Consider the following 26095-nt stretch of genomic DNA (forward strand, 5'->3'; position numbering starts at 1 on the left):
CCGCCGGGCCGGCGAGCCGATTTCCTGCGGCCCGACTCCTCAGGCGCACCGCCGGGTCGGCGAGGTGGCGGTGTCCGGAGCGCCCCGACACCACCACGTCGGCGATCTGGTGTCGATCATGTGCCGGTGTGACCGGGGTCGCGCGGTGCGGGGACATCCGACCCACCCCGCCCCGCCTAGGGTCGGGGTCATGACCGTCAACGGGGACGTCAGCGTCGACCTGCCCGCCGTGCGCGCCGCCGTCGCCCGGCAGGCCGCCCGGGTGACCGAGGGCATCGACGACATGGCGCGCTACCTGACCGCGCAGGTGGCCGACGAATCGCACCGGGAGGTGACGGGGCCGCTGCTTCCCGGCGCCGGGGCGAGCGGCGTGGTCCGGCACCGGGGCGAGGTGCTCGCCGCCTGGGGTGATCCGGCGACGCCGGAGATGCTGTTCAGCGGCACCAAGGCAGTCGTCGCCACCGTCGCCGGGGTCGCCTTCGATCGGGGCCTGCTCGACCCGGCCGCCCCCGTGTCGAAGACCGTCGACCACCCGTTCCTCACCGGCCTCGCGGTCGAGGGGATCACCTGGGAGCACCTGTTCCAGCAGACCAGCGGCTGGACCGGCGAGCTCTGGGGCAAGCCGACCGGGGTGGACGCGCAGAGCCGCCGCGAGGGCTTCGAGCGGGAGGGCGCGCCCGGCACCGGGTGGGCCTACAACGACGTACGGGTGAACCTGCTCTGCCTGGCGCTGACCCTGCTGTTCCGCCGGCCACTCGGCGAGGTGCTCCACGAGGCCGTGCTGGAGCCGCTGGGCGCCTCCTCTTCCTGGTCCTGGCACGGGTACGCGGACTCGCTCGTCGAGCTCGACGGGACCCGGGTGCCGGTGGTCAGCGGCGGCGCGCACTGGGGCGGCGGGCTCTGGATCTCCGCCGCCGACCTGGCCCTGCTCGGCGAGGTCTACCGGGGCGGCGGGACCTGGCGGGGCCGGCGGTTGCTCAGCGCGGAGTGGATCCGTCGCACCTGGGCGCCGTGCCCGCTCAACCCCGACTACGGCTACCTCTGGTGGCGCAACGACTCGGGCCGGGTGCAGCCGGGCGCGCCCCCGACGGGCCGCTGCGCGCGGGGCAACGGAGGCCGTCACCTGCTCTGGGTCGATCCTGCCCGCGAACTGGTCATCGCCTCCCACTGGGGCGACCGGGTCGCCGAGCTGATCACCGAGGTCTCCGCAGCCCTGCCCGCACGCCGCTGATGGGCCCGGTCTCGCCGATCCCGCCGCCGGGCGCGCTGCGCACCCTCTCGCTGGCGACGCTGGCCAACACGGTGGGCTCCGGGCTCTGGCTGGCCGGTGGGGCCCTCTACCTGACCCGTGACGTCGGGCTCTCCCCCGCCGCGGTCGGCGCCGGCCTGACCGTCGCCTGGCTGGTCGGGCTGACCGCCAGCGTGCCCCTCGGCGCGCTGGCCGACCGGCGCGACCCGCGTACCCTCCGGGCCGCCATCCAGCTGGGCCAGGCGGTCGCGGCGGCGGCGTACCTGCTGGTGGGCTCGGTGCCGGTGTTCCTCGCGGTGGCCATCCTCGAGACGCTGCTGGCCTCGGGCAACCTGGCGGTCCGCGCCGCGCTCGTCGCCGCGGTGGCCGGGCCGCGGGGCCGGGTGCACGCCTTCGCCACCCTGCGCGCGGTGGCCAACCTGGGCATCGCGGTCGGCGCCGCGCTGGCCGGGTTCGCGCTGGCCGTGGACAGCCACCGGGCGTACCAGGTGCTGGTGGTCGGGGACGCGGCCACCTACCTGCTGTCGGCCGCGCTGCTGATGCGGCTGCCGGCCCACCCGCCGGCGGCGGGCGCTCCCGCGGCCGGCCGGCCGCGGCGGGCGCGGGCGCTGCGGGACGTGCGGTTCCTCGCCGTGAGCGGCGCGTCGGCGGTGCTGGCCCTGCACCTCACGGTGCTCACGCTCATCGTGCCGCTGTGGACGGTCACCCGGGCCGGCGCGCCGCCGCCGGTGGTGTCGGCGGTGCTGCTGACCAACACGGTGCTCACCGTGCTGCTGGCGGTCCCGTTGAGCCGGGGTGCGGACACCGCCGCCCCCGCGGCCCGGAAGCTGCGGCGGGCCGGCCTGGTGCTGGCGGCGGCGACGCCGCTCTACGCGGCCACCGCGGGCCTGCCCACCGTCGCGGCGGTCGTGCTGCTGCTGGCCGCCACGGCGGTGTGGACGTTCGGCGACCTGTGGCACGGCGCCGCCGGGGCGGGGCTCGCCTACGACCTGGCCCCGCCGGACGCCATCGGCGCCTACCAGGGGGCCGACGGCCTGCTCGCCGGCCTGGCCCGGGCGGTCGGCCCGGCCCTGCTCACCCTGCTGGTGCTCGACGGCGGGGTGCCGGGCTGGCTGGCGCTCGGCGCCCTCTTCGCCGGCGTCGGCCTGGCCGCACCGGCACTGACCCGGTGGGCGCTGGCGAACCGGGAGCCGGCCCGGGCGGTGGCCGGTGATCGTCCGGCCGCGCCCGTGTAGCAGCATGGCGACATGACGGACCAGCAGACCATCGCGATCCGCCCCGGCGGCCCGGCGGACGCCGCCACCGTGCTGCGCCTGCTCGACTCGGCCACCGCCTGGCTCGTGGCACGCGGCCGGACCGGCCAGTGGGGAACCGTGCCGGCGTCGACCGACCCGCGCCGCATCGCGCAGGCCGACGCGTGGGCCACCGGCGGCGGGCTGTACCTCGCGACGGCCGGCGACGACGCGGTGGGCGCCCTCGTGGTCGGGTCGGCCACGGCGTACGTGCCGCCGGCCACCGAGCCGGAGCTGTACGTCAACCTGCTGGTCACCGACCGGGCGTACGCGGGACACGGGATCGGGGCGCGGCTGCTGGCGTACGCGGCGGAACTGGCCCGCGACCGTGGCCTGGGGCTGCTCCGGGTGGACTGCTACGGCGGGGACGACCGGGCGCTGGTCCGGTTCTACGAGGGCTGCGGCTTCACGGCCACCGACCGGTTCACCGTGGAGCGGGAGGGGCGCGAGCCGTGGCCGGGGCAGGTGCTGGAGCGCCGCCTCGGCTGACCGGTCAGCCGATCTCCTCGTCGACGAAGCACCAGCGCCACGACTCGCCGGGCTCGATCGAGCGCATCACGGGGTGCCCGGTGGACTCGAAGTGCTTCGTGGCGTGCTGGTAGGGCGAGGAGTCGCAGCAGCCAACGTGCCCGCAGGTCAGGCAGGCCCGCAGGTGCACCCAGTAGTCGTTGCCGATGGCGACGCAGTCCGGGCACTCGGTCGTGGTCTTCGGGTCGGCGTCACCCGCGTCGGTCAGGTGTGCGCAGCTCACTCGTCGGCCTCCTGTCGCAGCAACGACTCTTCCAGGTCCAGGTCACGGTAGGCGTGGACCAGGACCTCCTCCGGGATGCGTCCGGAGTCGCGGGCGGCGCGGAACACCTCCCGCTCCGCGTCGATCATCTCTTTCCGCAGCCGACCGTACGCCTGCGAGGGGGTCTCCCGCGCCGTGCCCCCGAGCCGTTCCCAGGCCAGGTTGGTGCGGCTCTGCACCAGCCCCCGCAACCGTTCCACGACCGCCTCGGGCGCACCGTCGGCGAGTTCCTCCAGCCGGTCCCGGGCGGCGCGGCTGGCCTGCTGCTGCACGGCGGCGGCGGACAGCGCGTCCTGCACCGGGTCGTCCGGCGGCAGTTTCGCGGCCCGCGCCACGGCCGGCAGGGTGGCGCCCTGCGCCACGAGGGTCACCACGATCACCGCGAACGCCAGCCAGATGAACAGCTGCCGGGGGTACTCCCGGCCGTCGGCCAGGGTGAGCGGCAGCGCGAGCGCCGCGGCGAGGGTGACCACCCCGCGCATCCCGGCCCAGCCGATGACGAGGGGGACCTGCACCGGGGGCGGCGCGTCCCGGCGGCGGACCCGGGGCACCAGCCGGGTCACGTAGGTGGCCGGGATGAGCCAGACGAACCGGGTCAGCACGACGGCGGCCAGCACCGCGGCGGTGATCCCGACCAGCCGGCCCGCCGGCTCGTCCAGGTCGCGCAGCACCTCGCGTAGTTGCAGGCCGACCAGCAGGAAGACCAGCCCTTCCAGCAGGAACTGGATGAGCCGCCAGAACGCGCCCACCTGGAGCCGGGAGGCGGCCGACATGAGCAGCGGCTGCTTGTGCCCGATGCCCAGCCCGGTCACCACCACGGCGACCACCCCGGAGGCGTGGATCTCCTCGGCGGCGAAGACCACCGCGAACGGCACGATGAGCGACAGCGCGTTGTCGAGGACCGGGTCGGTGATGCGCTTGTGCAGGTGGCCGAAGACCACCACGCCGAGCAGGCCGACCACGACGCCGCCGCCGGCCGAGACGAGCACCTCGCGTGCCACCTCGCCGGCGCCGACGTGCCCACCGGCGGCGGTGGCCGCGGCGACCGCCACCCGCAGCAGCACCAGGGCGGTGGCGTCGTTGACCAGGCTCTCGCCCTCCAGGATGGTCACGATCCGCCGGGGCAGGCCCACCCGCCGGGCCACCGCCGTGGCGGCGACCGCGTCGGGCGGCGCGACCACCGCGCCGAGGGCCAGGCAGATGGCGTACGGCACGCCGGGCAGGATCAGGTGGACGACGGTGCCCACCACGAACGCCGTGAAGATCACCAGCCCGACGGCGAGCAGCAGGATGGGCCGGATGTTGAGCCGGAACGCGGGCACGGAGGTCTTCAGCGCCGCCACGTAGAGCAGCGGCGGCAGGATGCCCACCAGCACGAGTTCCGGGTCGAGGCGCACCTGCGGGAGACCGGGCAGGAAGGACAGGCCGAGGCCGAGCACGACGAGCAGGATCGGCGCCAGCAGGCCGAGCCGCCGGGCCAGCGCCGCGCCGAACGTCGCGATCGCGAGAAAGACCACGACCTCGATCAGAGCTTCCATGGGGTACGAGCCTAGGTGTTGCCGGGCGCCCCGCCGGTGCCCGCCATCGTGGCGAGCCGGCGGGCGAGCAGGCCGACGGCCTCCCGCAGCTCCGGAGGCTCCAGCACCCGCGCCTCGAAACCCAGCCGGGCCACCTGCACGGCGAGCCAGTCCAGGCCGTCGCCGCCCACGGTGAGGACGCACCACCCGTCGGCGTCGTCCTCGACGCGTCCCACCTGGGGCGGCACCAGCTCCCGGACCCGTTCGGCCGACGCGTGCACCCGCACGCGGGCGAGATACCGGTACGGCGACCCGGTGACGGACCGCTGCACGTAGGCGACCGGGTCCGGGTGCTCCCGCGCCCGGAAGCGCCAGGTCGTCGCCACCACCTCGCTCATCCGGTCCAGCCGGAAGGTGCGCCAGTCGTCGCGGTCGACGTCCCAGGCCATCAGGTACCAGCGGCGGCCGGTGGTGACCATGCGCACCGGCTCGACCGTCCGCTCGCGCTCCCCGCCGTCGCGGCCGGGATACCGGAACCGCACGCGCACGAGGTCTCGGCAGGCCCGGGCGAGGGTCACCAGCAGCTCCGCGTCGATCTCGACGCCGGGGCCGACGAGCGTCTCGGTGGCGGCATGCACCGCGCGCACCTCGGCGCGCAGCCGGGCCGGCATCACCTGGTCGAGCTTCGCGAGCGCCCGCAGCGCCGCCTCGCCGGCGCCGGCGACCGTGCCTCCCGAGGCCAGCCGCAGGGAGACGGCCGTCGCGATCGCCTCCTCGTCGTCGAGGAGCAGCGGCGGCAGCCGGGTGCCCGCGCCGAGCTGGTAGCCGCCGCCGACGCCGGACGTCGCGTGCACGGGGTAGCCCACGGCGCGCAGCCGCTCCACGTCGCGGCGTACCGAGCGGTCGGTGACGCCCAGCTCGGCGGCGAGTTCGCCGGCGGTCCAGGACGGCCGCCGCTGCAGCAGCGCCAGCAGCCGCAGCACCCGTTCGGTCGTCGCCTCGACGGTCATGTCCGCATGGTTCCACAGATTGCGGAACGATGCTGTCCGCGATTCGGGGCAGACTGTCGCCATGACCGAACAGACGCGGACCGTCCAGATCACCTTCGACTGCGCCGACCCGGCCGCGCTGGCGGCCTTCTGGGCAACCACCCTCGGCTACCGCCTCCAGGACCCGCCCGGGGGCTTCGAGTCGTGGGAGCAGGCCCTGGACGCGATGGGCGTGCCGCCGGAGCGGCGCAACGACGCCTCCGCGGTGGTCGACCCCGCCGGCACCGGGCCGCGGCTGTTCTTCCAGCGGGTGCCGGAGGCCATTGGGCGGGAACAGGTAACCACCATCACAACGACCGGCGGGCGACCAAAGAACCCGGTGCATCTCGATGTGCGAGCCGCCCCCGGCCTCCAGGGCGACGCGCGGATGGCGGCTCTGGAGGCGGAGGCTGACCGACTCGTGTCCCACGGTGCCACCCGGCTCAGGCGCTACGAGCCTGCGCCGCCCCTCGAAGCCGGTCACATCGTGATGGCCGACCCCGAGGGCATCGTGTTCTGCCTCGACTGATCAGCCGCTAGTGCCCGATGCGGCCATCACAGCCAGGCGCGTCGCGCCTGGCTGTGATGGCTGGCTGTTACGCGGCGCCGGTGACGATCGCGCTGGACACGAGCCTGTTGCCGTCGGTGTCGAGGGTGGTCAGGTACCGGACCGCGATCCGGAAATCGCTGCAGGGCGACGGAGTGACCGGGTCGGACGGGTAGAGGTTGTAGGTGGCCGTGACGGGGATGTCGAGCTCTTGCTGGGGCACGAAGACGTCCTGCTTACCGCGTGCTTCGCAGGCCAGGTCGGCGCTGGTTCCGATCACGTTGCGCAGGATGGTGATCTCCCGGACCGGGTTGGGCGGGATGATCGGGTCGTTCGGGAAGGCCGGAAGTTGCGGAGTGATGACCTGGACCTGGCCGGTGAAGGTGAGCGTGCGGGACGCGATCACCGCTGACCCGCTCAACGGGATGAGCCGCACGGCCCCCTTCTCCTGGGCCGACGCCTGGGTGCCGGTCCCGACCAGTGCCAGGGCGGCGATCGAGGCGGCCGCGATCACGGCGCGGGTGAATCTCCAAGCAAGCATGCACGGGCTCCCTGTGGTCGTGCGCCTCGGCGCGTGAGGAACCGGGACGGCACTGCACTATCGCGCCTACCGCCCGGTTTGGACGTCTTTGACCGAAGCTAACCTCTCGCGGCCCTCTCATCGGGCATATCGACGGCATTAACCCCGGCAAGTCCCGCCCCGCACGTCACCGCACCGGCATCGACGGACGTGAAGACGCCCCGGAGGATGGAATCCCGCGCCCCCGCTCGGCGCCGGCCACCTCGTCATGGCCCCCCGGAGGGCAACGAGTTCTGCCTCGACTGATCAGCCGTGCCGCACCGCCGTGCTCACGCGGCGGTGCGGAGCTTCGGCAGCACCTCGGCCCCGAACGTGTCGATGAAGGCGCGCTGCTCCTGCCCGACGTGGTGCAGGGCGATCTGGTCGAAGCCCAGCGCCACGTACTCCTCCAGCCAGCCGACGTGCCGGCCGAGGTCGGCGGAGACGTTGACCACCGAGGTGACCCGCTCCATGGGCACCTGCGCGCTGACCACGTCGAAGTGGTCGGCCAGCTCCAGGTCCCAGCAGACCGGCGGGGCGAAGACGTTGCTGCGCCACTGGTCGTACGCGATGGCCTCGGCCTCGGCCTGCTCGGCGGCCCAGCTCACGTGCACCTGGAGGTGCAGCGGCCCGCGCCCGCCGGCGTCCCGGTAGGCGTCGATCATCCGCCGCAGGTGCTCGACCGGGGCGTTGACGGTGATCAGGCCGTCGGCCCACTCGGCGCACCAGCGGGCGGTCTCCACGCTGACCGCCGCGCCGATCAGCGCGGGCGGCTGCTCCGGCCGGGTCCACAGCTTCGCCCGGTCCACGGTGACCAGCCCGTCGTGGCTGACCTCCTCGCCGGCGAGCAGCGCCCGGATCACGTCGACGCACTCGCGCAGGCGGGCGGCGCGGACGTCCTTGCGCGGCCAGCCGGTGCCGGTGATGTGCTCGTTGCTCGCCTCGCCGGTGCCGAGCGCGGCCCAGAACCGGCCCGGGTACATGGCGGCCAGGGTGCCGATGGCCTGGGCGATGATGGCCGGGTGGTAGCGCTGGCCGGGCGCGTTGACCACGCCGAACGGCAGGTTGGTGGCCTGGAGCGCGGCGCCCAGCCAGGACCAGGCGAAGCCGGAGTGGCCCTGCCGGGCGCTCCACGGCGAGAAGTGGTCCGACGACATGGCCGCGTCGAAGCCGGCCCGTTCGGCGTGGGTCACCGCCGCCAGCAGCTTCGCCGGGTGGATCTGCTCGTGGGACGCGTGGAAGCCGAACACCGTCATGGGCGCATCTCCTACCCATGACGGCGTCCGGCCAATCGCGACTACTCGGAGTGCGCGCCGGCCCCGGCGCCGACCTCCCCCTCGCCGACCCAGACGGTCTTGGTGTTGCAGAACTCCCGCATGCCCACGGCGGACAGCTCGCGCCCGTACCCGGAGTTCTTCACCCCGCCGAACGGCAGCTCCGGATAGGACGTCGTCATGCCGTTGATGAAGACGTTGCCGGCGTCGAGGTCCACGGCGAAGCGCTCCTGCTCGGCCGGGTCCGTGGTCCAGGCGTTGGAGCCGAGGCCGAAGTTGGTGCCGTTGGCGACCTCGATCGCCTCCTCGTAGGAGTCGACCCGGTAGAGGCCGGCGACCGGCCCGAACACCTCCTCGGACCACATCCGCATCCCCGGCCGCAGGTCGGTGACCACGGTCGGCGGGTAGTACCAGCCGTCGCCGGACGGCTTCTCGCCGCCGCACAGCACGGTGGCGCCGTTGTCGACGGCGTCCTGCACCTGGGCGTGGATCTCGTCGCGGCCACCCTCGCTGGCCAGGGGGCCGACGTCGGTGTTCTCGTCCATCGGGTCGCCGACCCGCAGCGCCGACATCCGGGCCGCGAACTTCTCGGCGAAGGCGTCGAAGACGTCGGTGTGCACGATGAACCGCTTGGCGGCGATGCAGGACTGGCCGTTGTTCTGGCAGCGGGCGGTGGTGGCCACCTCGGCCGCCTTGTCCAGGTCGGCCGAGGGCATCACCACGAACGGGTCGCTGCCGCCCAGCTCCAGCACGGTCTTCTTGATTTCCCGGCCGGCGATCTGGGCGATCGAACGGCCCGCGGCCTCGCTGCCGGTCAGCGTGGCGGCCCGGACCCGGGGGTCGCTGAGGATCCGGTCCACCTTCTCAGACCCGACCAGCAGGGTGGTGAAGGCGCCCTCCGGGAAGCCCGCCCGGCGGAACAGCTCCTCCAGGTAGAGGGCGGTCTGCGGGACGTTGGAGGCGTGCTTGAGCAGCCCCGTGTTGCCGGCCATCAGGGCCGGCGCGGCGAACCGCATCACCTGCCACAGCGGGAAGTTCCACGGCATCACCGCGAGCACCGGGCCGATCGGCTGGTACCGCACGTACGCCCGCTTCGCCTTGACCGCGGCGGCGTCGGCGGGCTCGTCGGCGAGCATCTTCGCGGCGTTGGCGGCGTAGAAGCGGCAGGCCGTGGCGCACTTGGTGACCTCGGCCTTCGCGGCCGCGTACGTCTTGCCCATTTCCGTGGTCATGAGCCGCGCGGTCTCGTCCCGCTCCGCCTCCAGCAGGTCGGCCGCAGCGATCATCCACCGGCCCCGTTCGGCGATGGTGGTGCCGTGCAGTTGCTGGAAGGCGAGGTCGGCCCGCTCGATGGCCGCGTCGACCTGCTCGTCCGACATCGGGTCGTACGTCTTGAGCACCTGTCCGGTGGCCGGGTTGGTGGTGGCGATGGGCATGTCGTACTCCTGTCACTCGAACAGCGAGTGCCGCACACCCGGCTCCTCGCGGTGGCGCGCGGCGCGGCGGCGCTGGATCACGACCAGGTCGACCACGGCCACCGCGGCGAGGATCGCGCAGACGACGCCCAGCCAGGTCACGCCGGCGGCGAACGCGAACACCGCGAGGACGGTCATGACGACCAGGCCGAAGAGGGCGAGGGCGAGCCGCAGGTTCAGCGCGCTGTACGCGTGGCCGACCGTGCCGCGGGCACGGCGGGGCTGTGATCGCGTCATTCCTCGGGGCTACCCCGGCACGGCCGGGGCTAACCGGTTCTCCCGGGCGCTCCGTCGGGCGGCCGGTGATCCCGGACACCAAGCGGGTACTCCCCGGATGCGAACCGCCCGCGCGGTGCGTTACACCGGTCTGCCGGGACCGGCGGAGATCCCGCCGGCGGCGGAGAGGACGGGCATGACCACGACGCACGCGGTGCCGGTGACGGTCGCCGTCTCGCGGCGCGCCGACCCGGCGCGCACCGACGAGATGGTGGCGTGGATCCGGGCCGGTACGGCGCTGGCCGAGAGCTTCCCCGGCTTCCTGGGCGCCGGATTCGTCCGCAGCGCGCCCGGCTCCCCCGAATGGCACGTGATGTACCGGTTCGCGAACCACGACACGCTGCGCGACTGGGAGGACTCCCCGCAGCGGCACTGGTGGCTGACCTCGGCGCAGGGCATCGTCGAGCACACCCGGACCGAGCGCCGCACCGGCATCGAGGGCTGGTTCGACGCGCCGGTGGACCACGTGGTCGAGACGTTCCCGGCCGGCGACGCCGAGCCGGCCGCACCGGCCGCCCCGCCGCGCTGGAAGCAGGCGGTCACCATCTGGCTGGCGTTCTTCCCGCTCAGCCTCACCGCCACCCTGCTCACCGCCCGGTTCATCGCCGACGTGCCCCTCGCCGCCCGGACACTGCTCATGACGCTCTGCCTGACCCCGCTGATGACCTACCTGGTGCTGCCCCGGATCACCCGGGCGCTGCACTGGTGGCTGCACGGTCAGCCGGCGCCGTGGCGCCGCCTCCCGACCCGGCGCTAGCACCATGATGTGACCGACGGTTGTCGATGCCGGAAAGGTGACAGCGCCCCCGTCCGGACGGCCGAGGCGCATAGGGTCGACGCGCCGCTTCACGCCGCCGGACGGGGGACGGTATGCCTCGACGTTGGATCGCCGCGCTGGCCTGCCTCGCGGCGCTGATCGCGCTCGCCTGCGACGGCGAGGGCTCGGCGTCGCCCCGGCCGTCGGGCTCCGCGCCACCCGGCGCGCCGAAGGTGCTGACCGCGCTCGGCGACTCGGTCACCACCGGCTTCGGCTCCTGCCTGGTGCTGGTGAGCTGCGAACGCAACTCCTGGTCCAGCGGTGGCGGCGTCCGCGTGCACAGCCTCTACCGGCGGCTGCGCGACGACAACCCGACGCTGCGGGCCTACAACCGGGCCGTCCCGGGCGCCCGCGCGGCCGGCCTCACCGACCAGGCCGGGGCCGCGGTACGCGACAGGGCCGACCTGGTCACGGTGCTGATCGGGGCGAACGACGCCTGCCGCGACGACATCGCCGAGATGACGCCGGTGGCCACCTTCCGCAAGCAGGTCGACGCGGCCCTGGCGGTGCTGCGCAAGGGCCGGCCGAAGGCGCGGGTGCTGGTGGTCAGCCTGCCCGACCTCCACCGGCTCTGGGAGATCGGGCACACCGAGTCCCGCGCGGTGCGGGCCTGGTCGCGCGGCATCTGCCCGGCGCTGCTGGCCGACGCCACGTCGACCGCGCCGGCCGCGGTGGCCCGGCGGGCCCGGTTCCGCGAGCGGATCGACGCGTACGACGGGCAACTGCGCGCCGCCTGCCGGACGTACGGGTCCCGCTGCCGCTGGGACGGCGGCGCGGTGCACCGGACCCGGTTCAGCCTGGACGAGGTGAACGCGCTGGACTGGTTCCACCCGAACGCCGCCGGCCAGGACCGGCTCGCCGACGTCGCCTGGGACGCGTCCGGCTGGGCCGACTGACCGTCCCCGCGGCGGTGTGGGCCGGGCCGGCCGTCAGGGCCGGCGCGGGCCGGGCAGCTGCCGGGGGCCGCCCCGGTAGAGGGCGCGGGCCCGGTCGGCGAGGTCCTTGGTGGCCGACGAGTTGGCCCAGGTCCCGAGGATGATCGCGGCGCCGGGGATCACCTTGGCGAACATCCGCTTGGCGGCGCGCACCCCGGCCATCCGGGCCAGCCGGACGCCGAGCTGGAGCATCACCCGGCCCAGCGGGCGCTCCCCGCCCATGCCGAACAGCGCGCCGGCCCGCTCCCGCCCGGCGGCCACCCCGAGGGCGAGCCGGGCGCTCTCGGCGACCTTGTGCACCCGCTGGAGGACCAGCAGGTCGGTGGCCCGGTCCGGGTGGACCGGGTCGACGCCGTACGCGGCCGCCACGTGCAGCACCAGCCGCGCCTGGGTCCAGGCCAGCACGCCCACGTCGATGACCGCGCCGGGCAGCCCGGCCGCACCGGAGACCGCGCCGGAGAGCCGGGCGTGGTTCACGAACTTGCGCACCGCCTGCTCGGCCAGCTCGTCGGCGGGGACGTCGGGTCGCTGCGCCCGTTCCCGGTCCGCCCACTGCGCCGCCTCCGGCCCGAGCCGGCGCACCGCCTCCAGGGCCAGGTGCTCCGGGGCGTACTGCGGATCGTCCCGCATCCGGTCCCAGAGCTTCGCCGGGGGCGCCTCGGGCGCGTCCACGGGCGCGGCCGGCTTCGGGGGAACGGTGGGCTCGCCGTCGACGGGGGCGGGGTCGGTCACGAGGGGGCTCCCGGGGGTCGGTACTGCGGGGGCGGAGCGGTCAGCGCCGGCGGGACGACAGCCGGGTCGCGAGCTGCTTGAGCTTCGCCTGGTTCTCCGGCTTGGCCAGCTCGCGCCGGCCGCGGTCGACCAACTGCTGGCCGCGGGGCGACCGCAGGAAGGCGCTGAGCCGTTGCACCAGTGACATGACGTCCTCCTGTCCGCGGTCCCCTCTCATGTGTACCCGGGACCGGCAAGTCCCTGGTACCCGGGCCGCCCCTGCGGCAACCCCGGCCGCGGGTCAGCCCAGGATCTCCTTGACCACCGCGTTGGCGCGCCACTCGTGCTGGGCGTACGCGTCGGGGAACGCGGAGACCTGGACGGCCTGGGCCGCGACGGTGAGCGGCAGGTCCTGCCAGCCCGGAATCTCCTCCAGGGCGGAGAGGAACGCCTTGGTGGCGTACTCCGGGTCCATCAGCTCCTCGACGGTGCCCCAGCCGCTGCTCGGACGCTGCTGGAACAGCCCGACCGAGTCGTGGTCCCAGCCGATGGCCTGGTGCGGGTAGTTCTGCGACTCGGGCAGCACGCCGCTGGCGTAGTTCAGCAGGGTGCTCTCCTGCATGGCGGTGGCCACCGCGATGACCAGGCCGCGACGCGGCACGCCCATCTCCCGGCCGGCCTGCACGATCTTCTTCGCGTTGTTCATCTGGGTCTGGTCCAGGCCGGCGACCGGGACGATCCGGCGCGGCGTGGGCTTCGCCTTGGGCTTGGGCTTCACGGTGGCCGAGGGGGTGGCCGACGGGCTGGCGCTCGGGGTGGCCGCCGGAGCGGTGCTCTCGCGGGCCAGGTCGCGGGAGGCGGCGTCGACGGCCGCCCGCTGGGCGGCCTCCGCCGGCACGGCGGGGTTCGGGGTGTCGCCGGCCGCGCGGGCGCCGATCTGACTGAAACCGCCCACCAGGCCGAGGCAGCAGACCGCGCCGGTGGCCACGGCCATCTTCGTCCGGCCGGGCCGGGCGGCGAGGGGGTTCAGGAGAGCGTTGAAGCGGGTACGCAGGGAACCACGGGGAGTGGAGGCCGCAGGAGAAGCGGTCGACTGAACGGTCGAGGGGGTATCGTCCGAACGGTCAGCCGTGCCGCCGAGGCCGTACTGGTCGTCGAGGGTGCCGTCGTCACGCATTCGACGAGGCTAGACAGGGCAAACCGGGATCACCCAGGCCCAAACGGTGGCCCTCGCCACACTTCGCACTCCCAAAACCGGACAACAGTCAGCGGCCGGGGGCGGCCGGTGACGGACCTCGCGACCCGGGAAAACCTCCGGTCCACCCCGGGTCGCGTCGCCCTGGGCAGGAACCTCGCAGCCCTCCCGGCCGCGCCCAGTGATCGACTAACTCGTCCTTTCGGCGGAACCGGACCCGGCCCGTCAGGGGGAACGATCCCGTCACCGACACCGAACTGTGATCATCGTTCGGCCCGTAACGGAATGGACCACCGCGGCCGGTACGTTGGCCGAACCGGGAGGCCGTGCGCGCACGGCCCACCCGTACGCGTCGACAGGAAGGTCCGAACCGGTGCTCGACCCACACGAGCTCTACGAACTCAGCGACGATCTGCCCGACCTCGGCCAACCGGTGCTGATCCAGGCGCTCACCGGCTTCGTCGACGCCGGCAACGCCACCCGGCTGGCCCGGGAGCAGCTGCTCACCTCCCTGGAGGCCCGGCCGATCGCGCGCTTCGACGTCGACCAGCTCTTCGACTACCGCTCCCGCCGGCCGGTGATGACCTTCGTCGAGGACCACTGGGCCGACTACGACGCCCCGGCGCTGGAGCTGCACCTGCTCCGCGACGACGACGAGACCCCGTTCCTCCTGCTCACCGGCCCCGAGCCGGACCTCCAGTGGGAACGCTTCGTGGCCGCCGTCGCCGCACTCTCCGCCCGCCTCGACGTGCGCCTCACCGTAGGGCTCAACTCGATCCCCATGGCCGTCCCGCACACCCGGCCCAGCGGCGTCACGGCGCACGCCACCCGGCCCGAGCTGATCTCCGGCTACGAGCCCTGGCTCCAGAAGGTCCAGGTGCCGGCCAGCGTCGGCCACCTGCTGGAGTTCCGCCTCGGCGAGCAGGGCCGCGACGCCCTCGGCTTCGCCGCGCACGTGCCGCACTACGTCGCCCAGACCGAGTACCCGGCCGCCGCCGACGCGCTGCTCTCCGCCGTGTCCCGCAGCACCGGGCTGCTGCTGCCCCGCGACGGCCTCGGCGCCGCCGCCGAGGTGGTGCGGGTGGAGATCGACCGTCAGGTCGCCCAGACCGAGGAGGCGGCCACCCTGGTCCAGGCCCTGGAGGAGCAGTACGACACGTTCGCCCGGGGCCGCGGGGAGAAGAACCTGCTCGCCCAGGAGACCGGCCCGCTGCCCACCGCCGACGAACTCGGCGCCGAGCTGGAACGGTTCCTCGCCGAGCAGACCCGCCCCGGAGACACCGACACCCCGCGGGCGTGACCCGGCGGGGTGGCCGCCGATGCGGCAGGCTGGAGACATGCGCCTGGCGACCTGGAACGTCAACTCGGTGAAGGCCCGCCTCCCCCGGCTGCTCGACTGGCTGGCCACCACGAAGCCCGACGTCGTCTGCCTGCAGGAGACCAAGTGCCCCGACGGGGCGTTCCCGGTCGCCGAGGTGGGCGAGCTGGGCTACGAGGCGGCCAGCCACAGCGACGGCCGGTGGAACGGGGTCGCCATCCTGTCCCGGGTGGGGCTGGCCGACGTGGCGGTCGGCTTCCCCGGCGAACCGGGCTTCCCCGATCCGGAGGCGCGCGCCATCTCGGCCACGTGCGCCGGCCTGCGGGTCTGGTCGGTGTACGTGCCGAACGGCCGCTCCCCCGACGACCCCCACTACGCGTACAAGCTGGCCTGGTTCGCGGCGCTGCGGGACGCCCTGGAGCCGGAGCTGGCCGGCGGCCTGCCCCTCGCCGTCTGCGGGGACTTCAACGTGGCCCCGACCGACGCCGACGTCTGGGACCCGGCGCTCTTCGTCACCTCCACCCACGTCACCCCGGCCGAGCGCGCCGCCCTGGCCGCGCTCCGCGACCTCGGCCTCGACGACGTGGTGCCCACCCCCATGAAGGGCCCGCACCCCTACACCTACTGGGACTACCGGGCCGGCATGTTCCACCAGAACAAGGGCATGCGGATCGACCTGGTCTACGCCTCCGCGCCGTTCGCCCGCGCCGTCACCTCGGCGTACGTGGACCGGGAGGCGCGTAAGGGCAAGGGCCCCTCCGACCACGCCCCCATCGTGGTCGACGCCGAGCTGGTGCCGACCGTCGAGACGTTCTGACCCGGCTCGTTAGGGTGGAGCCATGGCAGTCGTGAAGATCAACGCGATCGACGTCCCGCCCGGCGCCGGCGAGGAGCTGGAGAAGCGGTTCGCGGCCCGGGCCGGCGCCGTGGAGAACTCCCCCGGCTTCCTCGGCTTCGAACTGCTCCGCCCGGTCGCCGGGGAGAGCCGCTACTTCGTCTACACCCGCTGGGAGACCGAAGAGGCGTACCAGGCATGGGCGCAGGGGCCGTCCCGGGCCGCGCACGCCGGCGGCGAGGGCGGCGAGCCGCGCAAGCCGGTAGCCACCGGCGCCACGCTGCTGGAGTTCGAGGTAGTCCAGCACGTCCCCGGCAAGGGCTGACCGCCTCGATCATCATCGTCAGCTCGTGAGGCGCGCTGCCGCACGCCCGGGTCTGCCGCCTCCTGCTCAGCGCCTGCGAACTTGATGTCGTAGGTGACTCATAACCGGCGTCGCCGACGCCGGGCCCATCGGCTGAGTCATCCACGTCATCACGTTCGCAGCGGCCTTTGGGCCATGCCCGACCCGCCTCGGGTCGCCAGGACCCAGGCGTCAGGGGTTGCGGGTGTCGAGGAGTGAGGCGAAGGCGATCACGTTGTCCTGGTAGCCGGTGCGGCCACCGACCCACTCGCCGCCGCACGTGATGAGCCGCAGCTCCGCCGGGCCGGAGTCGCCGTAGACCCGGTCGGCCGGGAGGTTGGCCTTGTCGAAGTACTCGACGGTGTCGACCTTGAAGGTGACCACGCTGCGGTCGGACCGGGTCACCTCGATCCGGTCCCCGGGCTTCAGGTCGTGCAGCCGGTAGAAGACCGCCGGACCGCTCTTGGTGTCGACGTGCCCGACGATGATCGCCCGGCCGGGCTCGCCGGGCACCGACCCGCGATTGTACCAGCCGGTCTGATGGTGCTGGGTGAGCGGCGGGACGTCGATCGAGCCGTCCCGCGCCTGGCCGACCGGGGTGACCGGGGCGGTGACCTTGATGGCCGGCACGGCGAGGCGGACCGGGAGGCTGGCCGGCTCCCGCGCCCGGGCCGGTTCGGCGCTGTGCCGGCTCGACCCGGTCGCCGCGTCGGCCCAGTCGAACGGCCCGGCGGTCCGGCCCAGGCCGGCGCCGGTGGCGAAGACCCCGACCAGCACGAGCAGCACGGCGAGCGGCGTCGACCACGGGCTGCGGGCGCGGGCCCGGGCCGCCCGGGCGGTGGGCTGTGGGGTGGGGTTCGCGGCCATGGCGGGCCTCAGCGCCGGGCGGCGCCACGGAGGGTACGGGGCTGCCGGCGCGACGCCGCCACGCCGACCACCGCGCCGACCACGGTCAGCCCGAGGCCGACCGGCACCAGCAGGCCGCCGAGGCCACCGCCGCCGGCGGTGCCGCCGAAGCCGGTCGCCGGCCCGCGGCTGGGCTGCACCCGCTTGACCACCTGGAGCATGGTGGACGCGGTCTGCCCGCCGGGGCACTCCAGCTTGACCCGGTAGTTGCCGGGACGGGTGCGTTCCCGGACCATCGGCGAGGCGGTGAGCAGGCCACGCTGGGGCTGCACCTGGATCCGGCCGAACGCGTCGGAGACCACGGTCGCCGGCACCGTGTTGTCCCGACAGCTCGCCCGGATACCGACCAGGAAGCCGGCCTCGACGGTGCTCGGGGTGACCTCCACGAAGATCACGTCGGCGGGCGACGGCCGCGTCTCGGGCTGCCCGGGCACGGGCTCGGCAGCGAGCACGGGAGCGGCAAGCACGGGGCCGCCAGCGGGCACCGGAGCGGCAGACAGCGGGGCGGCGGACGGGCCGGCCTGGGCGGGCGTCGCGCCGACCAGCGGGGCGGTGCACGCGGCGGCCGCGACCAGCAGCGCCGCACGTCCCGTGACTGACACCATGCCCCCTCCCGGCCCCGCGTCGGCGGTGAACGGGCGGCGGGCCACCCGTCCTGCCGTACTGGGATGAATCCTCTCACCCCGGGCCGCACATCACATCCGATCCGCTCCGGCGGTCGCGTACGCTCGGGTCGCTGTGACCTCCACCGACTTCAGCGCCGCGCCGCCGGCCCACGCCGCCCGTATCCGCACCTTCCACCCGCGTCGCGGGCGGATGAGCGACCGGCAGCGCGACGCGCTGGCCCGGCTCTGGCCCGCGTACGGCCTGGAGATCGACGACCTGGACGGGCCGTGCGATCCGGCGGCGCTGTTCGGACGGCGGGCGCCGCTGGTGCTGGAGATCGGGTCCGGCATGGGCGACGCGACCGCCGCCATGGCGGCCGCCGACCCGGACCGACACTATCTGGCGGTAGAGGTGCACACGCCCGGAATCGCCAACCTGCTCGAACTGGTCGAACGGCACGGCCTCGGCAACGTGCGGGTCGCCAAGGGCGACGCGCTGGACCTGGTGCGGGCCATGCCCGAGGGGTGCCTGGACGCGGTGCACGTCTTCTTCCCCGACCCGTGGCCGAAGGCCCGCCACCACAAGCGGCGGATCATCCAGCCGGCGCACGTGGCGCTGCTGCGCTCCCGGCTGGCCCCCGGCGGGACGCTGCACTGCGCCACGGACTGGGCGGAGTACGCCGAGGCCATGCGGGAGACGCTGGCCGCCGACCCGGGGCTGGTCGACGTGCACGACGGCTGGGCGCCCCGCCCGGCGCACCGGCCGGTGACCAAGTTCGAGCGCCGGGCGCTGACCGCCGGGCGGGAGATCTTCGACCTGATCCACCGGCGGCGCTGAACCCGGTTGGCGCGGCGGCCCATGATCCAGGCACGATGGGAGCCGCCATGACTCTCACCGCCGCGCTGCCGAAGAGCGCCGACCCCGACACCCTCTACGACGCGTTCGCCGGCTGGGCGTCCGAGCGCGGTCTCGACCTCTACCCCCACCAGGAGGAGGCGGTCATCGAGATCGTCTCCGGCGCGAACGTGATCATGAATACCCCGACCGGCTCGGGCAAGAGCCTGGTGGCGATCGCGGCCCACTTCGCGGCGCTGGCCGACGACCGGACCACCTTCTACACCGCGCCGATCAAGGCGCTGGTCTCGGAGAAGTTCTTCGCCCTCTGCGAGGTCTTCGGCGCGGAGAACGTCGGCATGCTCACCGGCGACGCCAGCGTCAACGCCGACGCCCCGATCATCTGCTGCACCGCGGAGATCCTGGCCAACCTCGCGCTGCGCGAGGGCGCCCGGGCCGACGTCGGCCAGGTGATCATGGATGAGTTCCACTTCTACGCCGAGCCGGACCGCGGCTGGGCCTGGCAGGTGCCGCTCATCGAGCTGCCGCAGGCGCAGTTCGTCCTGATGTCCGCCACACTCGGCGACACCACCCGGTTCGTTGACGACCTGACCCGGCGCACCGGGCGACCGACCGCCGTCGTCCGCTCGGCCGAGCGGCCGGTCCCGCTCCTCTTCTCGTACGCGATGACGCCGCTGCACGAGACCCTGGAGGAGCTGCTGGCGACGAAGCAGGCCCCGGTCTACGTCGTGCACTTCACCCAGGCGGCCGCGCTGGAGCGTGCCCAGGCGCTGATGAGCGTGAACGTCTGCACCCGGGCCGAGAAGGACATGATCGCCCAGACGATCGGCAACTTCCGGTTCACCTCGGGCTTCGGGAAGACGCTGTCCCGGCTGGTCCGGCACGGCATCGGCGTGCACCACGCCGGCATGCTGCCCAAGTACCGCCGCCTCGTGGAGACCCTGGCCCAGGCCGGGCTGCTCAAGGTCATCTGCGGCACCGACACCCTCGGCGTCGGCATCAACGTGCCGATCCGCACCGTGCTGTTCACCGGCCTGTCGAAGTACGACGGCACCCGGACCCGGCTGCTCAAGGCCCGCGAGTTCCACCAGATCGCCGGCCGGGCCGGGCGGGCCGGCTTCGACACCCTCGGCCGGGTCGTGGTGCAGGCCCCCGAACACGTCATCGAGAACGAGAAGGCCCTGGCCAAGGCGGGCGACGACCCGAAGAAGCGCCGCAAGGTGGTGAAGAAGAAGCCGCCGGAGGGTTCGATCGGCTGGGGCGAGCCGACCTTCCAGCGCCTCGTCGAGGCCGAGCCCGAGCCGCTGACCTCCAGCTTCCAGGTCAGCCACTCGATGCTGCTCAACGTCATCGGCCGCCCCGGTGACGCGTTCGCCTCGATGCGGCACCTGCTCACCGACAACCACGAGGACCGGGCCGCCCAGCGCCGGCACATCCGCCGGGCCATCGCCATCTACCGGGCACTGCGGGCCGGCGGCGTGGTCGAGGAGCTGCCCGAGCCGGACGAGCAGGGCCGGCGGGTGCGGCTCACCGTCGACCTCCAGCTCGACTTCGCGCTCAACCAGCCGCTCTCCCCGCTCGCCCTGGCCACCATCGAGCTGCTCGACCGGGAGTCCCCGGCGTACGCGCTGGACGTGCTCAGCGTGATCGAGTCGATCCTGGACGACCCGCGCCAGGTGCTCTCCGCGCAGCAGTTCAAGGCCCGTGGCGAGGCGGTCGCCGCCATGAAGGCCGAGGGCATCGAGTACGAGGCCCGACTCGAACTCCTCGACGAGGTGACCTGGCCGAAGCCCCTGGCCGAGCTGCTGGAGTCGGCGTACGAGATGTACCGGCAGGGCCACCCCTGGGTCGCCGACCACCAGCTCTCCCCGAAGTCGGTGGTCCGCGACATGTACGAGCGGGCCATGACGTTCCCCGAGTACGTCCAGTTCTACGGGCTGTCCCGCTCCGAGGGCCTGGTGCTGCGCTATCTCGCGGACGCGTACAAGACGCTGCGGCAGACCGTCCCCGAGGACGCGAAGACCGAGGAGCTGGTCGACCTCATCGAGTGGCTGGGCGAGCTGGTCCGCCAGGTCGACTCCAGCCTGATCGACGAGTGGGAGCGGCTGCGCAACCCGTCCGACGTCGCCGAGGTGGCCGCGTCGCTGGACGACCGGCCGCCGGCGGTCACCCGCAACGCCCGGGCGTTCCGGGTGCTGGTGCGCAACGCGCTGTTCCGCCGGGTCGAGTTGGCCGCCCTGCGCCGCTGGGACCTGCTCGGGGAACTGGACGCCGAGCAGGGCTGGAACGCGGACGCGTGGGCCGACGCGCTGGAGCCGTACTTCGAGGCGTACGACTCGATCGGGGTGGGGCCGGACGCGCGCGGGCCGGCGCTGCTGATGATCGAGCAGGGTCGGGAGAAGTGGACCGTACGCCAGATCCTGGACGACCCGGAGGGCGACCACGACTGGGGCATCAGCGCCGAGATCGACCTCGCCGCCTCCGACGAGTCGGGCGCCGCCGTGGTCCGGATCATCGACGTCGGACAGCTCTGACCCCGCTCGCGCCGCGGGGGTGGACCGGAGACCGGCCCACCCCCGCGGCGTCGGCGGATCAGTCGCGCGGGGTCTGGAAGGCCACGCGGCGACGGCGGAACATCACGAACAGCACGGCGCCGAGCGCGAGCACGGCGGCGCCGACGCCGGCGAGCGCGACCGCCGGGGCGCCGGTGACCGGCAGGCCGCCGCCGGAGCCACCGTTGCCGTCACCCGAACCACCGTTGCCGTCACCGGAGCCGCCGGTGATGACGATGCGGGCGGTGTTGTTCGCCGGGTTCGACTCGGTGGACGAGGTCGCGCCGTCGACCACGATCGTGCCGTCGGTGCCCGGAGCTGACTTGATCTTCAGCTTGACGGTGGCCTTGATCCGGCCGTAGCCGGAGAAGACGCTGGGGAACTCGCTCTCGAAGTTGCAGCGCAGCTTCGCCGACTCCGGAAGCTGCTTGCCCGGCGTGCCGTCGGTGTAGCACCACTCGGCGGGCAGCAGCACCGTGCCGCTCGGCGCGGTGATGACGACGCCCGGGCCGCCGCCGTCGGACGGGCCGTTGTTCACGACCTCGTACGCGAGGTCGACCGTCTGGCCGACGGCGCCCTTCACCGGCGGGGCGGTGACGGCGACGTCGAGCGTGTTCTTCTTGGTCCAGAACTGGATGTCGGCGTAGTTGTCCGACTCGTCGAGCTCACGCTCCACGACGGACCGCTTGGCGAGGCCCGCCGCCACGGCCTTGGCGTGCAGCTTCTCGGCGGCGGAGGCGAACGACGGGCCGGTGCCCCGGGTGGCCGCGGCCTTCTTCGCCGCCTCCGCCTCGCCCGCCAGGGCCGTGCTGAAGGCGGCGTAGTTCTCGTCCGGACCGGGCAGGTTGCGGCCGAACGTGATGTTGAACAGCGACGCGCCGGTCTCGTCGTCGAACAGCAGCAGCCCCTCGCCGGGCTTGAGCGTCAGCGGCACCGTGCAGGTGACCTGGCTCGGCCCGTACACGTAGGGCGCGCCGGTGTCCTTCGGGTAGTAGTCGACGTAGGTGCAGTCGCTGTACCGCTCGACGAAGGTGGCGCCGGTGGGCAGGTCGACCCGGACCGTGAAGTCCGTCGCCGGGCTGTCGCCCTCGTTCAGGACACCGCTGTAGAGCGGGACGCGGTCGCCCGGGCCGACCGGGTGCGCCTTGTCGTTCAAGTTGTCGGCGGCGGCGACCAGGTCGGGGCCCGACGCGACCACGGTGACCGGGAACGAGGTGGTGTTGTCGCCGGGGTTGGCGTCGTCCTCCGCGCCGGCGATGGTCACCGTCACCGAGCCCGCGTCGCCGGGCGTGGCGCCCGTGCGGCTGGCCAGCGACACCGGGTAGACGTTGGTGACCTGCCCGGCCGCGAGGCTGCCGACCGTGCAGGTGACCTTGGCGTCGGCCAGCTTGCAGGTGTCGTCCCAGTCCGACACGGAGGCGGTGACCGCGTCGGAGAGCTTGCTCAGGTCGAGCGTGACGGTCACCGCGGTCGCGTCGGCCTCGCCGTAGTTGTAGACGTACATGCCGATGGTGGTGCCGCTGTTGTCGATCTCCGCGACCGGGTCGCGGTCGAACGAGACGGAGAGGTCGGGCAGCGGGTCCGCCGCGTGGGCCGGGGCGGAGAAACCGAACAACGCGGTCGTCGCCAGCACCGCCGCGCCGACGGCGAGGCGGGGCCAACGGGCCGTGAGGGATGTCATGTGAGCTCCGAGAGAGAACGGGGGAAGCCCGCACTCTAGTTGATGATCAGCAACCGCGGTGTCCCGTGCGAAGAGGGCGCTCCAGACCCCTGGGCGATGTCAGACCCGTCGATTAGAATGTATGTACTAATCGAGCTTTTGACCTGGGAGGATGCTCGTGACCGCGCCCACCTCCGCCGCCCCCGTCACCCCCTACGCCACCCTCCTCGGGTTCACCCGCTACGTGGACCGCACCGGGCCCACCAAGGCCACCTTCGTCGGCGGCCTGCGCAAGCAGCGGGCGAGCCGGCACGGCTTCAACCCGCACGGCCAGTTCGTCAAGGCGCTCAAGGCCGATGTCGCCTTCCACACCGGCGGGACGCACCTGGCCCAGGTCGCCGACCTGGTCAAGCCGCGCTGGCGCCCGCTCTACGAGGCGCTCGTGCCCGGGGCGACCACCTGGCTGCACTCGCTCGGCGAGCCGGCCGGCGTCGACCTGGCCCAGACCCGCGACGCGCTGGCCATGCTGGGCGACCTGCCCGTGAAGATCAACCCCCAGTTCGGCGTGCGCTACGCCGACGGCCGCGCCGAGGCGATCCGGCTGCACTTCGACGAGGCCCCGCCGAGCGAGGAGACGACCCTGGCGACGCTGCACCTGATGGCCCGGCACATGGACGCGGTCCTGCCGCACGCCGAGCCGGTGCTGGTCGACGTCCGGCGCGGCGAGTCCCACCGGATGCCAGCCGACGTCAAGCCGGAGCAGGTCGAGCAGTGGCTGGCCGGCGAGGCCGCCGCGTTCCGCGCCATCTGGTCCACCGCCGCCTGACCCGACCCACCCCCCCGACGAGCGGCCGCCCCTCCCCGGGCGGCCGCTCGTCCGTGTCGACCCCGGCGTCACGATCGCCCCGGCGCCCCGGTCGCGCCGCCGTCACGCTCGCGCACCGGCGCGGCGAGGGCGTTCACGGGGCGTACGGGGCGAGTGGGTTGGCCAGGGTGCCCACGAACTGGAGGGCCGCCGACGGGTCCGCGAGGTCGACCATCTGCTGGTTGTTCCGCAGTTGCAGCCGGTTCAGGCAGGAGAGCGCGAACTCCGGGGCGAACAGGTCGTGCCGGTCGGCCAGATGCGGCACCGACTCGAGGTAGGCGCGGACGCACTCGGCCACGGTCCGCCAGAAGGTCTCCTCGTCGGTGACGCCCTCGGTGGCCAGGATCGCGTTGAGGTGGCGCAGGAACGAGTCGAACACGTCGGTGAAGACGCAGAGCACCTTGTCGTCCTCGGGGACGGCGGCGCGGATCCGGCGGACCGCCTCGGGCAGGTCGGCCTCCGGGTCCATCACCACGATCTCCTCGGCGATGTCCTTGAAGACCACCCGCTCCACCACGCCGTCGCCGAGCACCAGGATGACGTTCTCGCCGTGCGGCATGAAGGCCAGGTCGTAGGCGTGCAGCGCGTGCAGCAGCGGCACCAGGTAGGCGTCCAGGTAGCGGCGCAGCCAGTCCGCCGGGGCCAGCCCGGACGCGGCGATCAGCGCACCGGCGAACGAGCGTCCGGCCCGGTCGACGTGCAGCAGCGACGCCATGGTGGCCAGCCGCCGGCCGGGCTCCAGCCCCGGCACCGGGCTCTCCCGCCAGAGCGCGGCGAGCATCTTCCGGTACGGCGAGTACCGGTCGGTCGCCGCCTCGAACTGCCGGTGCCGGTAGCCGATGGCGGCCCGCTCGCGGATGATGGTCAGCCCGGTCCGCCGGAACACCGGGTCGGCGGCGATCAGGCCGGCCAGCCAGTCGTTGATGGCCGGGGTGTGCTCCATGTACGCGGCGGACAGCCCGCGCATGAAGCCCATGTTGAGCACCGAGAGCGCGGTCTTCACGTAGTGCCGGTGCGGGTCGGTGACGTTGAAGAAGGTGCGCACCGACTGCTGGGCGAGGTGCTCGTCCGGCCCCTCGCCGAGCGGCACGAGGCGGCGCCGGGCCACCTCGCCGGCGAAGGTGACGGCCAGCTTGTTCCACCACTGCCAGGGGTGCACGGGCAGCAGCAGGTAGTCGGCCGGGTCCAGGCCGAGCCCCGAGAGGGTACGGGCGAAGCCGGCCAGGGTCTCCGCCCCCAGTTCGGCGCACAGGTGGGTGTCGTAGTCCAGGTCGGCGGCGCAGGTGAACGTGGTGTGGTCGCGGTGGGCGGCGAGCCACAGCAGGCGGACCGGCCGGCCGGCCTCCGGGGCGTACCGGTGGTGGTCGTGCACGCCCCAGCCGATCCGGCCGCTGTTGGCCACGAAGCACGGGTGGCCCTCGGTCATCGCCGTCTCGATCTGCTGGAATTCGGCCTCGACCAGCTCGGCCGCGTCCCGCTCGGGCCGGGCCAGCTTGTACGCGAGCCCGGCCAGGGTGGAGGTGATCTCCTCCAGGTAGACCGGCAGGACGGCGTCGGTGAGGCCGAGCGCGCCGCGCAGCTCCAGGCAGAGGTCGACGGCGTCCAGTGGGGCCTCCCGCCCGTCGACGTGCCGGGTCAGGCCGGCGGGATCGATCCACCAGTGGTTCAGGCTTAGCCGCCGGGCCGCGAAGCGGTACTCGACGCTGCCGTCGTCGCCGCGTACCCGGTATCGGCCCGGGCCCTGCGGCTCGGGGGTGATGAGCCGTTCGTGGGCGAACTCGGCCAGGGCCTTGCGGACGAGCTGGCGGTTGGCGGCGGCCCACAGCTCGGGGGTGAGGTGGTCGACGGCGGCGGGGGTGGTCACGCGGGGGCCTCTCTGCGGGTGGCGGCCAGGAACTGCTCGCGGGTGCAGACGCTGAGCAGGGCGGTCTTCTCGGGCTTGGCGACCGGGCCGACGACGGTGAAGCCGACGGCCGCGTTCAGCGCGTGCACGGCGGTGTTGCGCACGTCGGGCTCGACCACCACCCGGCGGGTGGCCGGGTCGGCGAAGAGCCAGTCCAGCACCGTGGTGATGACCGCGAGGGTGAAGCCGCGCACGGGGGTGTCGCTGGGCGCGCAGAGGAAGTGCATCCCGACGTCGCCCTCGGCCGGGTCGTAGAGCCCGACCAGTTCGACCCGGGCCGGGTCGTAGCGCTCGGCGAGGAACGCCGGCCGGCCCCGCCAGGACCCGAGATACGCGTCGTGGTGCGGGTGCGCGGCGATCCGCCGGTACTCCTCGGCCACCCGGGCCACGTCGGCGTCCTGCATCATCCAGAACGCCGCCTTGGGGTGGGTGACCCAGCCGTGCAGCAGTGCGGCGTCGGCGTCCGGGTCGAGCGGGCGGAGGCGGAACTCGCCGAGCCGCGGGTCGTCCCGGCGGTGGATGGCCACGGTCACCGGGCCGCCTTCCGTTCGCGACTGCGGGGCTCGCAGAACCGGCTCACTCCTCGC

Annotated in this window: 27 protein-coding genes; 12 read left to right on the top strand and 15 right to left on the bottom strand. The window is 73.7% G+C overall.

All coding sequences use genetic code 11. The annotated features are described in order from the left end of the window. The first annotated feature begins 190 nt into the window (after positions 1-190). Genes FXF50_RS09565 through FXF50_RS09575 form a run of 3 tightly spaced genes read left to right on the top strand, consistent with a single transcriptional unit; the run spans position 191 to position 3030 of the window. On the top strand, positions 191-1231 hold the full coding sequence (locus tag FXF50_RS09565; RefSeq protein WP_222866044.1) for a serine hydrolase: 1041 nt from the start codon (positions 191-193) through the stop codon (positions 1229-1231). Next, positions 1231-2484 (top strand): MFS transporter, encoded by a 1254-nt coding sequence (locus FXF50_RS09570; protein WP_148426860.1) that lies wholly within the window; start codon positions 1231-1233, stop codon positions 2482-2484. Before FXF50_RS09565 ends, FXF50_RS09570 begins: the two co-directional genes overlap by 1 nt. 12 nt (positions 2485-2496) lie before the next feature. Next, positions 2497-3030: a GNAT family N-acetyltransferase gene (locus FXF50_RS09575; protein ID WP_148426861.1), complete on the top strand. Its 534-nt coding sequence runs from the start codon at positions 2497-2499 to the stop codon at positions 3028-3030. A 4-nt stretch (positions 3031-3034) separates the two neighbouring features. On the opposite strand, the gene FXF50_RS09580 is transcribed toward FXF50_RS09575, so the two are convergent. Genes FXF50_RS09580 through FXF50_RS09590 form a run of 3 tightly spaced genes read right to left on the bottom strand, consistent with a single transcriptional unit; the run spans position 3035 to position 5858 of the window. Further along, positions 3035-3292: a UBP-type zinc finger domain-containing protein gene (locus FXF50_RS09580; RefSeq protein ID WP_091310274.1), complete on the bottom strand. Its 258-nt coding sequence runs from the start codon at positions 3290-3292 to the stop codon at positions 3035-3037. Further along, entirely contained in the window at positions 3289-4869 is a 1581-nt protein-coding gene (locus tag FXF50_RS09585; RefSeq protein ID WP_148426862.1) for a Na+/H+ antiporter, read from the bottom strand. The genes FXF50_RS09580 and FXF50_RS09585 overlap by 4 nt, the downstream gene beginning before the upstream one ends. 11 nt (positions 4870-4880) lie before the next feature. Beyond that, entirely contained in the window at positions 4881-5858 is a 978-nt protein-coding gene (locus FXF50_RS09590; protein WP_148426863.1) for a YafY family protein, read from the bottom strand. 61 nt (positions 5859-5919) lie between these two features. Here FXF50_RS09590 and FXF50_RS09595 point away from each other — a divergent pair, with 61 nt between their 5' ends. Beyond that, positions 5920-6405 carry a VOC family protein gene (locus tag FXF50_RS09595; RefSeq protein ID WP_148426864.1) on the top strand — a complete coding sequence of 162 codons (486 nt, stop codon included), beginning with the start codon at positions 5920-5922 and terminating at the stop codon, positions 6403-6405. Positions 6406-6472: 67 nt separating this feature from the next. On the opposite strand, the gene FXF50_RS09600 is transcribed toward FXF50_RS09595, so the two are convergent. From FXF50_RS09600 to FXF50_RS09615, 4 genes are all read right to left on the bottom strand, one after another. Further along, positions 6473-6964 carry a hypothetical protein gene (locus FXF50_RS09600; protein WP_148426865.1) on the bottom strand — a complete coding sequence of 164 codons (492 nt, stop codon included), beginning with the start codon at positions 6962-6964 and terminating at the stop codon, positions 6473-6475. A gap of 308 nt (positions 6965-7272) precedes the next feature. Then, entirely contained in the window at positions 7273-8238 is a 966-nt protein-coding gene (locus tag FXF50_RS09605; RefSeq protein ID WP_148426866.1) for a TIGR03885 family FMN-dependent LLM class oxidoreductase, read from the bottom strand. 41 nt (positions 8239-8279) lie between these two features. Next, a complete protein-coding gene (locus FXF50_RS09610; protein ID WP_148426867.1) occupies positions 8280-9692 on the bottom strand; it encodes an NADP-dependent succinic semialdehyde dehydrogenase in 1413 nt (470 codons plus the stop codon). Positions 9693-9704: 12 nt separating this feature from the next. Further along, a complete protein-coding gene (locus tag FXF50_RS09615; protein WP_148426868.1) occupies positions 9705-9968 on the bottom strand; it encodes a DUF6343 family protein in 264 nt (87 codons plus the stop codon). Positions 9969-10143: 175 nt separating this feature from the next. Here FXF50_RS09615 and FXF50_RS09620 point away from each other — a divergent pair, with 175 nt between their 5' ends. Both FXF50_RS09620 and FXF50_RS09625 read left to right on the top strand, forming a co-directional pair. Next, positions 10144-10764, top strand: coding sequence for an antibiotic biosynthesis monooxygenase (locus tag FXF50_RS09620; RefSeq protein WP_148426869.1), 621 nt, complete (start codon positions 10144-10146; stop codon positions 10762-10764). Positions 10765-10877: 113 nt separating this feature from the next. Further along, complete coding sequence (locus tag FXF50_RS09625; RefSeq protein ID WP_148426870.1) at positions 10878-11720, top strand: GDSL-type esterase/lipase family protein; 843 nt, start codon at positions 10878-10880, stop codon at positions 11718-11720. 33 nt (positions 11721-11753) lie between these two features. Here the strand turns inward: FXF50_RS09625 and FXF50_RS09630 are convergent, their stop codons facing one another. From FXF50_RS09630 to FXF50_RS09635, 3 genes are all read right to left on the bottom strand, one after another. Continuing rightward, the gene (locus FXF50_RS09630; RefSeq protein ID WP_148426871.1) at positions 11754-12491 is read right to left on the bottom strand and encodes an EcsC family protein; all 738 of its coding nucleotides are present in this window, start codon (positions 12489-12491) and stop codon (positions 11754-11756) included. Between the two features lie 40 nt (positions 12492-12531). Then, the gene (locus FXF50_RS29255; protein WP_167544525.1) at positions 12532-12678 is read right to left on the bottom strand and encodes a hypothetical protein; all 147 of its coding nucleotides are present in this window, start codon (positions 12676-12678) and stop codon (positions 12532-12534) included. A gap of 93 nt (positions 12679-12771) precedes the next feature. Then, positions 12772-13647, bottom strand: a complete 876-nt coding sequence (locus tag FXF50_RS09635; RefSeq protein ID WP_148426872.1) for a peptidase M23 — start codon at positions 13645-13647, stop codon at positions 12772-12774. Between the two features lie 391 nt (positions 13648-14038). Between FXF50_RS09635 and FXF50_RS09640 the strand changes: the two genes are divergently transcribed. From FXF50_RS09640 to FXF50_RS09650, 3 genes are read left to right on the top strand one after another with little or no spacing between them, the layout of a single operon-like run. Beyond that, a complete protein-coding gene (locus tag FXF50_RS09640; protein ID WP_148426873.1) occupies positions 14039-14965 on the top strand; it encodes a proteasome assembly chaperone family protein in 927 nt (308 codons plus the stop codon). Between the two features lie 37 nt (positions 14966-15002). Then, a complete protein-coding gene (locus FXF50_RS09645) occupies positions 15003-15800 on the top strand; it encodes an exodeoxyribonuclease III (protein WP_148426874.1) in 798 nt (265 codons plus the stop codon). 22 nt (positions 15801-15822) lie between these two features. Beyond that, on the top strand, positions 15823-16143 hold the full coding sequence (locus FXF50_RS09650) for an antibiotic biosynthesis monooxygenase (RefSeq protein ID WP_107076513.1): 321 nt from the start codon (positions 15823-15825) through the stop codon (positions 16141-16143). Between the two features lie 210 nt (positions 16144-16353). On the opposite strand, the gene FXF50_RS09655 is transcribed toward FXF50_RS09650, so the two are convergent. Then, a complete protein-coding gene (locus tag FXF50_RS09655; protein WP_148426875.1) occupies positions 16354-17028 on the bottom strand; it encodes a class F sortase in 675 nt (224 codons plus the stop codon). 8 nt (positions 17029-17036) lie between these two features. Continuing rightward, the gene (locus FXF50_RS29260; protein ID WP_187399594.1) at positions 17037-17672 is read right to left on the bottom strand and encodes a hypothetical protein; all 636 of its coding nucleotides are present in this window, start codon (positions 17670-17672) and stop codon (positions 17037-17039) included. Between the two features lie 133 nt (positions 17673-17805). On the opposite strand from FXF50_RS29260, the gene trmB reads away from it, so the two are divergent. Further along, entirely contained in the window at positions 17806-18510 is a 705-nt protein-coding gene (gene trmB, locus FXF50_RS09660; protein ID WP_148426876.1) for a tRNA (guanosine(46)-N7)-methyltransferase TrmB, read from the top strand. Positions 18511-18557: 47 nt separating this feature from the next. Continuing rightward, entirely contained in the window at positions 18558-21062 is a 2505-nt protein-coding gene (locus tag FXF50_RS09665) for an RNA helicase (protein WP_148426877.1), read from the top strand. A 58-nt stretch (positions 21063-21120) separates the two neighbouring features. Here the strand turns inward: FXF50_RS09665 and FXF50_RS09670 are convergent, their stop codons facing one another. Next, positions 21121-22761 (bottom strand): peptidase, encoded by a 1641-nt coding sequence (locus FXF50_RS09670; RefSeq protein WP_148426878.1) that lies wholly within the window; start codon positions 22759-22761, stop codon positions 21121-21123. Positions 22762-22918: 157 nt separating this feature from the next. On the opposite strand from FXF50_RS09670, the gene FXF50_RS09675 reads away from it, so the two are divergent. Then, positions 22919-23566 carry a hypothetical protein gene (locus tag FXF50_RS09675; protein WP_091263986.1) on the top strand — a complete coding sequence of 216 codons (648 nt, stop codon included), beginning with the start codon at positions 22919-22921 and terminating at the stop codon, positions 23564-23566. 133 nt (positions 23567-23699) lie between these two features. Here the strand turns inward: FXF50_RS09675 and FXF50_RS09680 are convergent, their stop codons facing one another. Both FXF50_RS09680 and FXF50_RS09685 read right to left on the bottom strand, forming a co-directional pair. Continuing rightward, positions 23700-25469 carry an IucA/IucC family siderophore biosynthesis protein gene (locus FXF50_RS09680; RefSeq protein WP_148426879.1) on the bottom strand — a complete coding sequence of 590 codons (1770 nt, stop codon included), beginning with the start codon at positions 25467-25469 and terminating at the stop codon, positions 23700-23702. Further along, positions 25466-26035, bottom strand: a complete 570-nt coding sequence (locus FXF50_RS09685; RefSeq protein ID WP_148426978.1) for a GNAT family N-acetyltransferase — start codon at positions 26033-26035, stop codon at positions 25466-25468. The genes FXF50_RS09680 and FXF50_RS09685 overlap by 4 nt, the downstream gene beginning before the upstream one ends. Positions 26036-26095: the final 60 nt, after the last annotated feature.

The organism is Micromonospora sp. AP08 (genome assembly GCF_008085935.1).
GTDB classification, from domain to species: Bacteria; Actinomycetota; Actinomycetes; order Mycobacteriales; family Micromonosporaceae; genus Micromonospora; species Micromonospora chersina.

Coding starts and splice junctions, on each gene's coding strand:
- FXF50_RS09570 (WP_148426860.1), top strand. CDS start 1,231: ATGGGCCCGGTCTCGCCGATCCCGCCGCCGGGCGCGCTGCGCACCCTC.
- FXF50_RS09650 (WP_107076513.1), top strand. CDS start 15,823: ATGGCAGTCGTGAAGATCAACGCGATCGACGTCCCGCCCGGCGCCGGC.
- FXF50_RS09670 (WP_148426878.1), bottom strand. CDS start 22,761: ATGACATCCCTCACGGCCCGTTGGCCCCGCCTCGCCGTCGGCGCGGCG.
- FXF50_RS09625 (WP_148426870.1), top strand. CDS start 10,878: ATGCCTCGACGTTGGATCGCCGCGCTGGCCTGCCTCGCGGCGCTGATC.
- FXF50_RS09635 (WP_148426872.1), bottom strand. CDS start 13,647: ATGCGTGACGACGGCACCCTCGACGACCAGTACGGCCTCGGCGGCACG.
- FXF50_RS09655 (WP_148426875.1), bottom strand. CDS start 17,028: ATGGCCGCGAACCCCACCCCACAGCCCACCGCCCGGGCGGCCCGGGCC.
- FXF50_RS29255 (WP_167544525.1), bottom strand. CDS start 12,678: ATGTCACTGGTGCAACGGCTCAGCGCCTTCCTGCGGTCGCCCCGCGGC.
- FXF50_RS09665 (WP_148426877.1), top strand. CDS start 18,558: ATGACTCTCACCGCCGCGCTGCCGAAGAGCGCCGACCCCGACACCCTC.
- FXF50_RS29260 (WP_187399594.1), bottom strand. CDS start 17,672: ATGGTGTCAGTCACGGGACGTGCGGCGCTGCTGGTCGCGGCCGCCGCG.
- FXF50_RS09610 (WP_148426867.1), bottom strand. CDS start 9,692: ATGCCCATCGCCACCACCAACCCGGCCACCGGACAGGTGCTCAAGACG.
- FXF50_RS09590 (WP_148426863.1), bottom strand. CDS start 5,858: ATGACCGTCGAGGCGACGACCGAACGGGTGCTGCGGCTGCTGGCGCTG.
- FXF50_RS09605 (WP_148426866.1), bottom strand. CDS start 8,238: ATGACGGTGTTCGGCTTCCACGCGTCCCACGAGCAGATCCACCCGGCG.
- FXF50_RS09575 (WP_148426861.1), top strand. CDS start 2,497: ATGACGGACCAGCAGACCATCGCGATCCGCCCCGGCGGCCCGGCGGAC.
- FXF50_RS09620 (WP_148426869.1), top strand. CDS start 10,144: ATGACCACGACGCACGCGGTGCCGGTGACGGTCGCCGTCTCGCGGCGC.
- FXF50_RS09600 (WP_148426865.1), bottom strand. CDS start 6,964: ATGCTTGCTTGGAGATTCACCCGCGCCGTGATCGCGGCCGCCTCGATC.
- FXF50_RS09585 (WP_148426862.1), bottom strand. CDS start 4,869: ATGGAAGCTCTGATCGAGGTCGTGGTCTTTCTCGCGATCGCGACGTTC.
- FXF50_RS09615 (WP_148426868.1), bottom strand. CDS start 9,968: ATGACGCGATCACAGCCCCGCCGTGCCCGCGGCACGGTCGGCCACGCG.
- FXF50_RS09565 (WP_222866044.1), top strand. CDS start 191: ATGACCGTCAACGGGGACGTCAGCGTCGACCTGCCCGCCGTGCGCGCC.
- FXF50_RS09645 (WP_148426874.1), top strand. CDS start 15,003: ATGCGCCTGGCGACCTGGAACGTCAACTCGGTGAAGGCCCGCCTCCCC.
- FXF50_RS09595 (WP_148426864.1), top strand. CDS start 5,920: ATGACCGAACAGACGCGGACCGTCCAGATCACCTTCGACTGCGCCGAC.